Source organism: Clostridioides sp. LIBA-6822 (assembly GCF_056688955.1).
Window position 1 is genome coordinate 2,154,512 of record NZ_CP196995.1, and the last position, 15,545, is coordinate 2,170,056.

14 protein-coding genes and 1 riboswitch are annotated in these 15,545 nt (G+C 28.2%); all 14 genes read right to left on the minus strand.

Translation table 11 applies throughout. The annotated features are described in order from the left end of the window. Positions 1 to 6: 6 nt before the first annotated feature. On the minus strand, positions 7 to 693 hold the full coding sequence (locus tag ACTG48_RS10350) for a DUF554 domain-containing protein (protein WP_021384712.1): 687 nt from the start codon (positions 691 to 693) through the stop codon (positions 7 to 9). Positions 694 to 742: 49 nt separating this feature from the next. Next, positions 743 to 1,282 carry a prolyl-tRNA synthetase associated domain-containing protein gene (locus ACTG48_RS10355; RefSeq protein WP_021384713.1) on the minus strand — a complete coding sequence of 180 codons (540 nt, stop codon included), beginning with the start codon at positions 1,280 to 1,282 and terminating at the stop codon, positions 743 to 745. A 51-nt stretch (positions 1,283 to 1,333) separates the two neighbouring features. Beyond that, positions 1,334 to 1,966 carry a cyclase family protein gene (locus ACTG48_RS10360; protein WP_021384730.1) on the minus strand — a complete coding sequence of 211 codons (633 nt, stop codon included), beginning with the start codon at positions 1,964 to 1,966 and terminating at the stop codon, positions 1,334 to 1,336. Between the two features lie 85 nt (positions 1,967 to 2,051). Then, entirely contained in the window at positions 2,052 to 3,134 is a 1,083-nt protein-coding gene (locus ACTG48_RS10365) for an SIR2 family protein (protein WP_021384714.1), read from the minus strand. A 114-nt stretch (positions 3,135 to 3,248) separates the two neighbouring features. Further along, positions 3,249 to 4,595: a M20 family metallopeptidase gene (locus ACTG48_RS10370; RefSeq protein WP_479918763.1), complete on the minus strand. Its 1,347-nt coding sequence runs from the start codon at positions 4,593 to 4,595 to the stop codon at positions 3,249 to 3,251. Between the two features lie 68 nt (positions 4,596 to 4,663). Beyond that, positions 4,664 to 5,944: a methionine gamma-lyase family protein gene (locus ACTG48_RS10375; RefSeq protein ID WP_479918764.1), complete on the minus strand. Its 1,281-nt coding sequence runs from the start codon at positions 5,942 to 5,944 to the stop codon at positions 4,664 to 4,666. A gap of 127 nt (positions 5,945 to 6,071) precedes the next feature. Beyond that, entirely contained in the window at positions 6,072 to 6,335 is a 264-nt protein-coding gene (hfq, locus tag ACTG48_RS10380; RefSeq protein WP_021384721.1) for an RNA chaperone Hfq, read from the minus strand. Between the two features lie 113 nt (positions 6,336 to 6,448). Further along, positions 6,449 to 7,384: a tRNA (adenosine(37)-N6)-dimethylallyltransferase MiaA gene (miaA, locus tag ACTG48_RS10385; RefSeq protein ID WP_044213472.1), complete on the minus strand. Its 936-nt coding sequence runs from the start codon at positions 7,382 to 7,384 to the stop codon at positions 6,449 to 6,451. A gap of 37 nt (positions 7,385 to 7,421) precedes the next feature. After that, positions 7,422 to 9,383 carry a DNA mismatch repair endonuclease MutL gene (mutL, locus tag ACTG48_RS10390; RefSeq protein WP_479918765.1) on the minus strand — a complete coding sequence of 654 codons (1,962 nt, stop codon included), beginning with the start codon at positions 9,381 to 9,383 and terminating at the stop codon, positions 7,422 to 7,424. 10 nt (positions 9,384 to 9,393) lie between these two features. After that, entirely contained in the window at positions 9,394 to 12,237 is a 2,844-nt protein-coding gene (mutS, locus tag ACTG48_RS10395; protein ID WP_021384739.1) for a DNA mismatch repair protein MutS, read from the minus strand. 165 nt (positions 12,238 to 12,402) lie between these two features. Continuing rightward, positions 12,403 to 13,137, minus strand: coding sequence for an ABC transporter ATP-binding protein (locus ACTG48_RS10400; protein ID WP_021384746.1), 735 nt, complete (start codon positions 13,135 to 13,137; stop codon positions 12,403 to 12,405). Continuing rightward, positions 13,106 to 14,119: an ABC transporter substrate-binding protein gene (locus tag ACTG48_RS10405; protein ID WP_021384723.1), complete on the minus strand. Its 1,014-nt coding sequence runs from the start codon at positions 14,117 to 14,119 to the stop codon at positions 13,106 to 13,108. Before ACTG48_RS10405 ends, ACTG48_RS10400 begins: the two co-directional genes overlap by 32 nt. A gap of 21 nt (positions 14,120 to 14,140) precedes the next feature. Then, positions 14,141 to 14,911: an ABC transporter permease gene (locus ACTG48_RS10410; protein ID WP_021384747.1), complete on the minus strand. Its 771-nt coding sequence runs from the start codon at positions 14,909 to 14,911 to the stop codon at positions 14,141 to 14,143. Continuing rightward, a complete protein-coding gene (locus ACTG48_RS10415) occupies positions 14,886 to 15,176 on the minus strand; it encodes an MTH1187 family thiamine-binding protein (RefSeq protein ID WP_003424145.1) in 291 nt (96 codons plus the stop codon). Before ACTG48_RS10415 ends, ACTG48_RS10410 begins: the two co-directional genes overlap by 26 nt. A gap of 133 nt (positions 15,177 to 15,309) precedes the next feature. After that, positions 15,310 to 15,409: riboswitch (TPP riboswitch) on the minus strand. Positions 15,410 to 15,545: the final 136 nt, after the last annotated feature.

A 15,545-nucleotide genomic window follows, 5' to 3' on the forward strand; every position in this document is an offset into this window, starting at 1 on the left:
TATTCTTTAAATTATTCCAAATACGCCAAATAATATTGGTATAAATATGGCTGGCAATAAATTTGCTACTTTTATATTTGTTAGTTTAAGTACATTTAAACCAAGGCCTATAATCAATAAACTTCCAGCTGCTGTCATCTCTGTAACTACAGGGTCACTTAAGAATCCATTTAGAAAAGATGCACCTACACAGATAATACCTTCATATAAAAATACAGATATTGCAGAAAACATTACACCTATACCTAAAGAAGCAGTAAATATAATAGAAGCTATACCATCTATTACGGATTTTACAAATAAAGTATCATGACTTCCTGTAAGACCACTTTCAAGCGAACCAACTACAGCCATAGCTCCTATACAAAATAATAAACTAGATGATATAAAACCTTCTGCAATAGAATCCTTTTTATTTCCTTTAGAAAATTTGCTTTGTAAAAAAGCTCCTAACTTATTTACCCATTTATCTATATCTATTAATTCTCCTATTAAGGCACCTATAGCTATAGATATTATTGTTACTAAAGTATTTTTTCCTTCTAAAGCTCCTGATATACCAATATACAATACACACAAGGCGATTCCATTCATTATGGTATCACTTACTCTTTGAGGTAATCCTCCCTTGATTATAAGACCTACTATACATCCACCTGCAATGGCTAAACTATTTGCTATTACTCCAAACATTTTTTCTCCCCTCGATTAGCTAATTAAGATTTGCTTCCATTATAAAAACTTAAATATCAATACTTTGTAGTGGATATTTTAAATATTCCAAAAATTCTTCAAAGCCTTTTCTAGATATATTTACAGTTTTAGTATTTATATTTGGATGAAAATTTAAGTAATCTTCTTTAATTACATCTTTGTCTATGTAAAGCTCCACTTTTCTTTCTGTATCATTTATCAATGAAAAAGGATTTACACTTCCAGGAAGAAGTTTAAGTACATTGTATAATCTCTCAGGCGAAGCAAATGATAATCTAGAACTTCCTATCTTATCTTTAAGTGAGTTTAAATCAACCTGTTTTTCTCCTTTAACTACAATAAGGTAATACTTATTTCCTTTAGCATTTCTTAAAAATAAATTTTTACATTGACACCCTTTTGTTATTTCATCTAAAATGACTAGTTGTTCTGCTGTATATACAGCTTCATGTTCTACTACATCATATTCAATATTTAATTTGTCCAAAACATTATATATTTTAGTCTCATTCATATTCACTTCATTTTCATCTTGCTCTTTCATAATTTTGTCTTTTAAATCACTCATATTTCTCTTTTCTCCTTAAATACTTTGTTATCTTTAACCCTATTTGGGATATTACTCTACGATAGCTATCGCTCTTACTGGAGCACCATCGGCATCATTATACTTAAATGGAGCTGCTATAAATAGAAATTTTTCTGGAACATTTTCTAGATTTGTAAGATTTTCTATTATTATTTTTCCTTTTTCAAATAAAATATGATGAACTTCAAAAACTGATGTATCATATCTATCAACTGATAGCATGTCTATACCTATACCTTTTATATTAGTATCAGCTATATAATTTGCAGCTTCTTCTGTTAATGTAGGGTAACCTACATAGTACTGCTTTTTATCCCAAAACTTTGACCAACCTGATTTAAATATTATAAAATCACTACTTTTTATTTCATCTTCATATTTTTTTAGATATTCTAACTCTATATTCCTATTACCTTTTTCAAGTTCTAGTACATAAGCATTTCCAACAAAATTTTCTATATCCAATTTATCTAGGGTCTCACCTTTAGTATACATATGTCTTGGTGAATCCATATGAGTTCCATTATGAGAAAATACACTAATCAGTGTTTCTTGATAACCATTTTCTTCAATAATTGCTACTTTTTTGATGTCTGGTCTATTAGGCTCTGCATATACAGGCATGTCATTATGTGTCACATGAGTTAAATCAAAAACCTTCATCTTTATATACCCCCTATGTTTTATTTTATATTATATACCTAAATTCATTTTATTTCTATCAGATTTTATTCCATTATATACCATACTAATATATATTTTTTATAAATTTCAATGGATTTACAGAAAAATCTTGAAAAGAATTATCAGTAAATATAACATCTTCTCCTAAAAAACGTTTGTATCTTCCTTCTTCTTTCTTTAACGTAATTCTTTGTTTCTGTGAATGATTGTTAAAAACCATTATTTTAAGTGGAGATTTTTTTCTATTTGTCTGTACTCTTTTTAACATGTATTTTATGTGCATATCAGCTTCAGGAAATGAATATCCACAAAATATTAAAAGGTCAGTATCTCTTAAAGTTTTTTCTGTTTCATTCCATACATTACTTAAAAATATATTTGACATATTCTTAAAATATGTTGGTGGAACTATAATAGGTTCTGTTAATTCACCACATTCTAGACATTTTGTCTCTGAACTATTTTCAATAAGTTTCATGACACCACCTTCATGTGGCGTAAGGGTTACACTATTACAAATAGGGCAATAAAGCCAATTTAATGACCCATGCACCTTATATAATTTTATTAGTGGTTCTTTTGGTTTTCTCCAATTTATTTCTTCTTTAAAATTAGTAAATTCTACACCGTAATCAAGCATAATTGGTGAATTATTTTTATCTCTTAAACCAGTGACTGTATTGTCTATATGTATATCATAATTTGCACTAATAAAAGTGGTGTCAAGAAGTAAATCGTTTTCTAAAAGATTTTCAACTAAAAGTTTATGATATTTATTGTCTGTTCTAGGTGTATTATGAATTGCTTCAGCCATTAACAGTATTAAATATTGTCTTAAAAAACGTATACTATCACTTCTGTTATTTAGATTCTCTAAACCAAAGTTTCTAAAAGCCTCTCTTCTTTGTTCTGCTAAATCTAAAAGTCCTAAAACTTCCTCAAAGGTAGGAAAATTTGCATTATCTAGATTATCTTTCACTATATCAATATTGAACATCTGTTTAAAAAAATTATATAATTCTCTATTCATATTGGTATTATAGTTTTTAGGATTTAGCTTTTTAAAGTATTCACTAAATAATTCATTTTGAATAGGTAAATTTTCTGCTGCTGAAGCTCCTGCTCCCAAAAATATAGCTATTTTCATATGATTCCTCCTAATATAAATATTACTACTATTTCATATCATATATTTGATAATACAACAATAAAGCTGTCTTTTCCTAGAAAAAATCCTATTACAAGACAGCCTTATATTATATTAAATCTTTAATAATTCATAAATAGAAAGAGCATATATTTGAGTAGCCTTTACAATATCCTCTACTATTAAATATTCATTAGCTTGATGTTCTGTTTCTGGTTTTCCTGGGAAAATAGCTCCAAATGCAACACAATTATCTAAAGCTCTTGCATAAGTTGCTCCTCCAGATGAAAGTGGTGTTCCATCAAGACCAGTTTCTTCTTCGTATACTTTTCTAAGTGTCTTAACAAGAAGTGTGTCTTCTGGAACATAGATTGAATCTAAGAAATCATACTCCTTATAAGTTAAATTGTACTTATCTGTCATTTTCTTTAATTCTTTTACAAAATCATCTTTTTTGTATGTTACTGGAATTCTTATGTCTATTCCAGCAAATTCTTTTTCACTATCAATAGTTACTCTACCTATATTTACTGTTAGTTTGCCAGATACATCATCTTTACAATTAGAAATTATATTATTTCCATTAGCATCTTCTCCAATGACTTCTGCTAAAAACTTAATTATATTAGAATCTATACCTATATTATTAAGAGCTATACAAAGTCTAGCTACTGCATTTATACCCGTATCACTTGCTGCTGAATGGACACTTTTCCCTATTATACATATTTTATTTCCTTCAACAGTATATTCAAAGTTTAATTTATCAAGTTCTTTCTTTAATTTGTCAGAATATTTTCCAATATAAATTGCTTTCCCTGGAACTGCATTTAAGGCTTTTCCAACTGATAATTCTATGTCACTTTTACTATCACAAGTTAAATGAACTTGTAAAAGACCTTTTTCTGCATTTGTTATTGGGAATCTAGAATCTGGAGTAAATCCGTAATTTGGAATTTCTTCATTGTTTTCTTTATATTTATTTATACATCTCCAAAGATTTTCTTCATCAGCCCCAAAAATAAATCTTATTCTTTTGTTAAAGTCTACATTTAAATCCATAAGAGCTTTTACTGCATAAATTGCTGCTATTGTAGGTCCTTTATCATCTTGTGTTCCTCTTCCATATAAATTGCCATTTTCTAAAACAGCTTCAAATGGAGGATGATTCCAACTTTCTAAATCACCTTCTGGAACGACATCAACATGACCAAGTATACCTATCATTTTTTCACCTTGTCCTATTTCTGCATATCCATAATATCCATCCTTATATACTGTCTTAAATCCTAGAGATTTACATAAGTCTAATATACCTCTTAAAGCCTTATCTACATTTTTACCAAAAGGACAGTTTTCAGTTGCTTCAGATATAACACTAGGTATTTTTACACTTTCTTGTATTGAAGAAATCATTTCATCTTGTAGAGAATTTACTTTTTCTTTAATTTGCTCTTTCATATTATCACCCTTCAATTTTCATCATAATATACTAATAAATATTTTGACCTTTTTAATAAAAAATATGCTTATTTTTTCAGTTTTTTTATAAATTCAATTGCTTTTAAAGTTCCCATTTTTGAATGGTCAAATGTAAGTCCACCTTGGAAATAGACGTTATAAGGAGGTCTTATTGGAGCATCTGCACTTAATTCTATAGAAGAACCTTGGATAAAAGCTCCTGCTGCCATTATGACTTCACTTTCATATCCAGGCATATCCCAAGGAACAGGTTTTACATAAGAATCAACTGGTGCAGCTTCTTGTATCCCTTCACAAAAACTTATTACCTCATCAGCATCATTAAGTTTAATACATTGAATAATATCACTCCTTAAGTCATCGTATTTTGGCAATACATCATAGCCTAATTTTTCAAAAGCTCTTGAACAAAAGATAGCTCCCATTACAGCCTGAGATACTATATAAGGTGCTAAGAAGAATCCTTGAAGTACATTTCTAGTAGTTCCAAAAGTAAGACCACATTCTTTTCCTATTCCAGGAGAAGTCATTCTATAAGATATAAGTTCAATTAAATCTTTTCTACCAGCTATATATCCACCTGTCAATGCAAGTCCACCACCAGGATTTTTTATTAAAGAACCAGCCATAACATCTGCTCCAACATCAGTAGGCTCTTTAGTATCTAAAAACTCACCATAGCAATTATCAACCATTACTATAACTTCTGGTTTGACAGACTTTATTACATCAATAGCTTCTTTTATATCACTAATTGAAAGTGATTTTCTCCAAGAATATCCTTTTGACCTTTGTATCATAACAAGTTTAGTTTTATCATTTATTTTATTTTTAATTCCTTCGAAATCTAGATTCCCATCTTCTAAAAAATCTACATCATTATATGTAACACCATACTCTTTTAATGAGCCTTTTTCTTCTCTTATCCCTATAACACCCTCTAAAGTATCATATGGTCTACCAGTAACAGACAGAATCTCATCTCCTGGTCTAACTATACCTTGTATACATAAAGTAAGTGCATGTGTTCCATTTACAATTATTGGCCTTACAAGAGCATCTTCTGTATTAAAAACTTTAGAATAGATTTCCTCTATTTTTTCACGACCAATATCATTATATCCATACCCTGTAGTCCAGTTAAAGTGCATGTCACTTAGTTTAGATTCTTGCATAGCTTTTAAAACTTTATATTGATTATATTCTCTTATTTCTTTTAGTTCTTCAAACTTATCTTTTATATCTTCCATTACTTCTTGTGATAGTTTAAAAGTATCATTATCTATCCCATAGTAATCTTTTAATAATTCCTTTGTCTCATTAAGCATTTTATCACCTGTCTCTTTATGGTTTTATTTAAACATGTCAAAGGAGACTATTTTACTAAAACAAATAAATCATAGTTTATAGGTTAGTATAAGTCTCCTCTCAATCATTTTAAATTAAATTAATTATCTATCTGTTGTTATTATTATTGTTATTATTATTGTTTTGATTTGTTAGATTAATATACTTTCCAGGTTGTATAGTGGAAACAGCATGTTTATAAATCATGTTTTGTTGTCTATTATCTCCTTCTATTAATATTATATAACTATCAAATCCTTTTACAAGCCCTTTAACTTGCACGCCATTAACTAAATATATAGTAACAGGTATCCTTTCTTTCCTAGCATTATTTAAAAACAAATCTTGTAAATTTAAAACTGTATTTTTCATTAGATTTGTACCCTCCCAAGATTAAATTGAACTTCTAAAATATTCCTACCTTATATTCTATATAAGTTATGATAAATTTTCAATATTAAGTTGTATACTTAAAAAATTATATATTATTTTATAGAATCTTTAATATATAAGATTATTTCATTTTTTAATGTATCTATGCTTTCATATGTGTCTAAATCAAACCATTTTGCTGTCTCATATCTTTTAAACCAAGTTATCTGACGCTTTGCATACCTTCTAGAATCTCTTTTGATTATTTCGATAGCTTCTTCATATGTATATTCTCCATCTAGATACTTTAATATCTCTTTATAACCTATACCTTGCATGGATATCATGTCTTTTTTAAATCCCATACTTAAAAGTTTTTTGACCTCTTCAACAAGTCCATTTCTAAGCATAATGTCAACTCTCATATTTATTCTTTCATATAAATATTCTCTGTTTCTATTCAAGACTATTATTATAGGTTCATACTCTTCATTGAATTTTAAATCACTTGAAAAGTCATTCATTTTCTTGCCACTTAGACAAACTTCAAGTGCCCTTATAACTCTTTTAGTATTGTTCTTATGAATTCTATTAGCGGCTTCTTCATCAAGTGATTTTAGTCTATCATGCATGTAATCTATTCCATTTTCAGCAAGCTGATTTTGAAGCTCATCTCTTAATTCATTATTGGCATCTGATTTTGCAAAATCCATATTATATATTAAAGAATTTAAATAAAGCCCTGTGCCTCCAGTTACTAAGACAGATTTTCCCTTTTGATTTATTTCATGTATATATTTCTTTGCCCTTTGTTGAAACTCTGAGACTGAAAATGGATAGTCAGGCTTAACTTCATCTATAAGATAGTGCTTTACTCCCTGCATCTCTTCCTCTGTAACTTTTGCACTTCCAACATCCATATATTTATATATTTGCATGGAATCTGCTGAAATTATCTCTGCATTCATATCCTTTGCTAATTTTATTGACAAATCTGTCTTTCCAACAGCAGTTGGACCTGTAAGTATTATAAGTGGTATTTTTTTCATAATATTCCTTTCCATATATTTTAACTACCCAAATATTTTACATAATTCTTTTAAACATTTTTTCTATTTCTGTCTTAGATATTTCGACCATTATAGGTCTTCCGTGAGGGCATGTAAATGGATTCTCACACTCTTCTAGCTGTTTTAATAGGCTTTTTATTTCAATATCATATATTTTATCATTTGCTTTTATAGCAGACCTACATGCCATAGATGCAAATCGTTCTCCTTTTAAATCATAATTACTCGTAATCTCTTCTATATTATCAATTATTTGGAGTATGAATTTTTCAGTTTCAGGAACTCCAAATATAGTTGGAACACATCTTATCATTATATGATTATTACCAAATACTTCTAGTTCAAAACCAAATTTCATAAATAACTCTAAATTGTTTTCAATTTGAAGCATATCTACATTTGACACTTCAATTACCACTGGGTCTAAAAGTATTTGCATATTGATATCTTGTCTATAGAACTTTTCCATATATCTCTCATACAATATTCTCTCATGTGCAGCGTGTTGGTCCAACAAATACATAGAATCATCTTTACTTAAAATTATATAAGTATTAAACACAACTCCAATTACAAAATATCCATATAAGGAAAACTTACGTTTTGAACTATCTAAATACTTCTCTTCACTATCTCTAACACTATTTTCCATATAATAGTTATCTTCGTTTCTGGAGCCATCAACTTGAAATTCTTCTTGTATATTGTCATTTGCATCATCTTCACTTAGATACTTAGTATTTTTTAATTCATCTTCTACACTTGCATTTAAGACTTCACTTACAGATTGAAATTCATTTGTTGGTCTTTCACTCGATAAAGTTACAACTTCAATAACTTCATCTTTAGTAATATTGTTATTTTGAAGATTAGATTCTAATAAATTATTATTTTTCAATTCACAATCTGTACTTTTTTCTCTGTTATTAATAGCAATTCTAGGTTGTGTTTTTTTATCAGTATAAGTAGCATATTTTCCAATAAGATTTGAATGTATCAATTTGACCTTCAAAAAATCTCTAAGTTCTATATACACTTCTTGTTCTTTTTCAAATTTAATTTCAAGTTTATTAGGATGTATATTTACATCTATACACGATGGGTCTACTTCTATATTTAAGAAACAAACTGCATGTTTACCTATTGGGATTATAGACTTATAACTTTCTGTTATTGCATCTATTATTATTTTGCTTTTTACAAATCTTTTATTTATATAGATATGTTGTAAGTTTTTATTAGAACGATATATATTGTTATTACCTATATATCCATTCATTTTAAAGTGATTACACTTAAACTCCACATCTATTATATTTTCCGTTATTTCTTTTCCATATATGCTTCTAATGGTGTTTACAAGCTTACCATCTCCTGGAGTATTTAGCATTTGTTTATTATTATTTGTATATTTAAATTGAATGTTTGGATTACCTATTGCAAGTTTATTTATTAAATCACTTATATTTATAGTTTCTGCATGAGTAGACTTTAAAAACTTCTGTCTTGCTGGTGTATTAAAGAAAATATCTTTTATAATGATTGTAGTTCCATTAGTAGAACCTATTGGTTCTTTTGATATTATTTTTCCACCCTCAACGTATATTTTAGTTCCTATAATCTCGTCCTTTGTTTTAGTAGTCATCTCTAATTTAGATACAGCTGAAATAGATGCTAAGGCCTCTCCTCTAAAACCAAGAGAATATAAGTCGTATAAATCATCAATTTTTTTAATTTTACTAGTAGCATGTCTTAAAAATGATTTTTCAACTTCACTTGAAGGTATTCCTATTCCATTATCTGTAATCTTAATTAAACTCTTGCCTCCATCAACTATATCTATAGAAATTTTATTTGCACCTGCATCGATAGAGTTTTCAATAAGTTCTTTCACTACAGAAGAAGGTCTTTCTACAACTTCACCTGCTGCTATCTTGTTTATAGTCAAATCATCTAGGATGTTAATTATATTTTTCATTTGTACACCTCTAAGATTTTATTTCTTTTGCTTTTTTTTGAAGATTATAAAGAGAATTTATTGCATCTAATGGAGTCATATTTAAGATATCTAGGTTTAAAATTTCTTCTGATAGTATATCTCTTTTTACACTATCAAAAGATATTTGAGTTAAGGCTACTTCTTTTACAGAATCTTCTTTATTAGTTTTCTCTTTATCATCATTTTCCTTTATTAAAGCAACTTCATCATTTAATAATTTAAATTTAGAATTTAATTTATCGTAATCCTTTTTTATATGTTTATAGTCTTTTACGACAAGTTCATGCTCTATTTTTAAAGATTCATATTTGTTCTTAAAATTGCTTTGATTTACCTTAAGCAATTCTTCATCTAAGTTGATATTAGGCACATTAGTTTTTTCTTTATCTCCATTTATTGCTACACTGTTATAAACATGATTTTTTTCCAAGTCTTTAAGTATATATTTTGCTCTTTCTATAACTTCATCTGGTAATTTAGCTAATTTAGCAACATATATTCCATAACTCTTATCCGCCCCTTGAGGAATTATTTTTCTCAAAAATATTATTCCTTCTCCATCTTCTTTGACTGCTATTGAATAATTCTTAACCTCTTCAAACTCCTCTTCCAAATCAGTAAGTTCATGATAATGAGTTGCAAATAAAGTCTTGCATCTAATATTCTTCTGAATATATTCCACTATTGACCATGCTAAGCTTATACCATCATAAGTGCTGGTTCCACGACCTATTTCATCTAATATAACTAAACTTCTCTCTGTTGCATTTTTTAGTATAAGAGATACTTCGTTCATTTCTACCATAAAAGTAGATTGACCTTGAGATAAGTCATCACTAGCTCCAACTCTAGTAAATATTCTATCTAAAATTGGAATATCAGCATATTCAGCTGGTACAAACGAACCTATATGTGCCATAAGTGCTATTATAGCAGTTTGTCTCATATATGTTGATTTACCAGACATATTAGGACCAGTTATTATGTTAATAATATTTTCCCCACGGTTTAGATATGTGTCATTTGGAACAAAATTTTCCTCACCTACTATATTTTCAACAACTGGATGTCTACCATTTCTTATATCAAGCTTATTATCTTCATTTATTGCTGGCTTTACATAGTTATTTATGTGTGCAACTGTTGCAAGAGATACAAAAACATCTATATTAGCTATAGTCTTAGCTACTTTTTGTATTCTATCTATATTTTTGTATATAGTATCTCTTATACCTACAAATATCTCGTATTCTAGAGACTTAATTTTCTCTTCAGCATGTAATATCTTTTCTTCTATTTCCTTTAATTCTGGAGTTATATATCTTTCTGCATTACTAAGTGTCTGTTTTCTTATATATGTCTCATCTAGTTTTGCCTGTTTAAAGTTAGCTTTTGTTATTTCTATATAGTAACCAAAGACTTTATTAAAACCTATTTTTAATGATTTAACTCCTGTCTTTTCTCTTTCTCTATTTTCTATTTCTTTTACAAGAAAAGCTCCATTTTTAGAAATATCTCTTAATTCTTTAAGCTCATCACTAAAATCAGACTTAATTATATTTCCATCTTTTATAGTTATTGTAGGTTCTTCTAAAATAGATTCATCTATTAAATTGTATATATCATCTAGTTTATCCATTTCTGAAACATACTCTTTTAGTATTGTTGCATTTGATAAATCTATTGTGTCTTTTAAATTAGGTAACTTTTCTATTGAATTTTTTAAATGAATTAATTCTTTTGGTGTTACCCTTTCAAAAGCTATTTTCCCACATATTCTTTCTATATCGTATATATTTTTGAGTATATCATTTAAGTCTTCTCTTAATATAAAGTCATCTTTTATCTCTTCTATTACATCCAATCTATTTTCAATTTTAGATTTATTTATCAAAGGCTCTTCAACATATTTTCTTAAAAGTCTACCTCCCATTGCTGTTGAAGTTTTATCAAGAACATGCAATAATGAACCTTTCTTCTTATTACCTCTTATAGTTTGGGTAAGCTCTAAATTGGTCCTAGTAAACATGTCTAGAACCATATATTCTGATGAATTGTATATATTTATATTATTAATGTTAGATGTTATTTGTTTTTGAGTATTATATATATAATTCAGAAGAATTGATAAGCTTGACTTTATAAGACCTTTATCATCAAACTTTAGTTTTTGTAGATAAACCTCTGGAAAATATTCTCTTAATATGTTTATGTCCAAATAGTTATCACTAAAACTTTCATTTATGTATATATTACTTACAGTAGCTATATCTCTAAGTTTTTCTATAAAGTTTAAATCATTTATAATTATTTCTGTAGGATGGATTTTTGCAATCTCTTCAATTACTTTATCTTCATTCAAACATGTTGCATTGGTTTCTCCTGTACTTATATCGACATAAGTTAGCCCTATATTAGAACCATCCTTATACAAAGATAACAAATAATTATTTTTTTTATTTTCAAGTAAATTTCCATCTAAAACGGTTCCAGGAGTGATGACTCTTATAACCTCTCTTCTAACAATTCCTTTTGCAGTAGATGGGTCTTCCATTTGTTCACCTATTGCTACTTTATATCCATTTTCAACTAATTTTGATATATATGAATTGGCTGAGTGGAAAGGCACACCACACATAGGAGCACGTTCTTCTAAACCACAAGCTTTTCCTGTCAATGCTATTTCAAGAGCCTTTGAAGCTACTAATGCATCTTCAAAAAACATTTCATAAAAATCTCCCAATCTAAAAAACAGTATACAATCTTTATATCTGTTTTTTACTTCAAGATACTGCTTCATCATAGGAGTTAATTTATTCATATCTATTTGCATTATCAAACCTCCTTCTTTTCTAATTAAATATTATATCATAGTAGATGATTATTATTAACATAATATATAAAATTTTGACGTATAACTAAAAAACAACCCAAAATGTATAATTACATTTTGGATTGCTAAGTTTAATACTTATTGAATAAAACACATATAGAATTTTTATAATAAAGATATTATTTCTTTCTTAAGTTTAATGACATTTTCAAGGTTATCTTCATTCAATTCTCTACTATCTACTATAAATTCTTTTTTTATTATTGAAGGCTTTTTTGAAATAACATAAATTCTATTTGACAACATTATAGCTTCATCAATATCATGAGTTATAAGAAGTATTGTTGAATTTACCTTTTTCTTAACATCTAAAAGCCATTTTTGCATAGATGTCTTAGTCAATGAATCAAGCGCTCCAAAAGGCTCGTCTAAAAGCATTATATCATTAGAATTTATAAAAGTTCTTAGGAAATTTGCCCTTTGTCTCATTCCTCCAGAAAGTTCTGATGGATATTTATCTTCATATCCACTTAGACCAAAGACTTCAAAATAATGTTTTACCATTTCCCTTGCTTTACTCTTTTTTTCTTTTTTTAATACCAGTGGTAGTGACACATTATCTATTATAGTTTTATATGGTAAAAGTAAGTCTTTTTGATACATGTAACTGTATTTCCCACTTATATCTACTTTACCACTATTATAATCTGTAAGTTTAGTTATAATATTAAAGATAGTACTTTTACCACATCCACTTGGACCTAATATAGAAACAAATTCACCTTCATAGACATCAATACTTATATCTTTTAAAACTTCAACTTCTTTATATGTTTTTGATACATTTTCTATAGATACTTTTATTTTTTTATTGTGGTAAGAATTCATTTGTGTAAGCATCACTTGCCTTCATATCCTTATCTATTAATTTATATTCTTTTAAGAATGATGTGTAGTTATTCCATACACTGTCTTTCATTTCTCCCCATCTAGGTGCATCGTCTTTATATTTACTTGCTAGGTATTCTTGACTCTTTAATGCTAATTTTTCATCTACCTCAGGTGCATTTTTTACTAATATTTTTGCTGCATCTTCTGGATTTTTAATTGCATATTCGTAACCTTTTGTTGTAGCTTTTAAGAATTTCTTAGCTAGTTCTGGATTATCTTTAAGTACAGTTTCATTAGAAATTATAAGTGGTGTATAATAATCTAATCTTTCATCTAAATCTTTTACTGGTATAAAGTTTAAATCATAGTCAATTAAACTTGCCTTAACTGCATCCCAACCTTCAAATATCCATGCAAAGTCTACAGTTTTCATAGCTGCAAAGAAATCATCTTGACCAGTATTAACTATCTTTAACTTATTAAAATCAGCTCCATTTTTCTTCATAACTGCTTTAAAAACAGCTTCTTCTGACGGAGAGCCCCAACCACCATAAGTTTTTCCTTCAAAATCCTTAGCTGTAGTTATATTTTTTTCTTTTGGTGATGCAAACCCAGAAGTATTATGTTGTATAACAGCTGCTACAGCTTTTATTGGAAGTGGGTCTTCACTAGTCTTTGCATAAGTAACTTGTTCTTGATAACTTATACCAAAGTCCGCTTTACCTGTTGCAACTAAAGTCTCAGCTCCACTTTCAGGTGGTTGAACTATTTCCACATCTAGACCTTCTTCTTTATAGTAACCTTTATCAAGTGCTACATATAATCCAGTATGATTTGTATTTGGTGTCCAATCAAGTACCATAGTCACTTTTTTAGAAGAATCATCTTTAGCACTACTTTTATCCTTATCATTATTTGAAGAACATCCAGTTATTGTTGCTAGTGTAAAAACACTTACTAAACCTAATATTCCTAATTTTTTAAAATTCATAATATCCTCCCTCAAATACATTTAATCTGCTAATCTATGTCTTATAACAATTTTTTTTACTGCTTGTACAACTCCTACAAATATCAAACTAAATATAACTACCAATATAGTAGATGCAAATACTTTATCAAGAGCGTATGCACTTTTTGACCTTAGCATATAAACACCAAGACCTTTAGTTCCACCCAACCACTCTGCAACAGTTGCTGCCATTACAGCATATGTTGCAGATATCTTGAGTCCAGAAAAAAATTTATCCATTGCCATGGGAAATTTAAGATGAATAAATGTATTAATTTTATTTGAATTCATAGTCTTAAATAAATTTAAATAATCTTTATCAATATTCTCAATTCCATCTACAAAACTTATTAATATAGGAAAAAAACAAGTAAGCGTTACCATCAATATTTTTGGCATTGTACCAAAGCCAAACCATATCATAAAAAGTGGAGCTATAATTATTGTAGGTATCATTTGAGTGACCAACATAATAGGATAAAGACATTTTTTTATTATCAACACAAAATCCATCAATACACCAATTATCAATGATATTATAATTGCAACTATAAAACCAAGTATTGCCTCTCCTATAGTAACTACAGCATGCATGGATAAATTTTGATAGTCTTTAAAAAACACATTAAGTATATCTACTGGTGTGGGTAGTATATACTGTGGGACTTTTAAAACTTCTACCACAGATTGCCAAAGAATAAGTATAAACAAAAATGTTGCTATTGGATATATACTATCTTTAACTTTATCTATGATTTCTAAGTTTTTCATCTATAGTTAAGCCCCCAGCTTTTTCATCTACTCTAGCTACTGTTATAACTCTTTCACATCCAAGGTTAAAAGGGATTTTATGTACTTTTTTCAATAATTCAAAAACTTCATCAAAATCACCTTCAACAGTCGTACTCATTGCACCTATTTCACATTTAAGACCACTTTTTTCAATTTCAGCAATACAAGCATCTACTACTTTATACATTTCTTCTTCACCTTTGTAAGGTCTTAGTGGCATTACTGCTATGTCTGCGATTACCATTTAAATCACTCCTTTAAAAATAATTAATACCTACTAGGTATATTTTGTTTTTTATTAAAATTTTTTACTCCTAAAAAGATAATATAATATTTAAATAAAATAAAAGTCTTATCCACAATAGGATAAGACTTATTTTCATCTTTACTGGTCTCCCTACACTGGCATTATCCAAACAGGTTCAAAGGGTCGAGATAAAATCTCCTCTCAGCACATTAGCTCCCCGAAATATATTATATCTTTTCTACTTGATTATACTACACTTATCATATTTTAACAAATTTTTTATTCATATTATATATTTTGTCTGTTTTAAAATATATAATACCAAAATAATATTTTAATAATACTTTTTACAAAATTATATGCCTA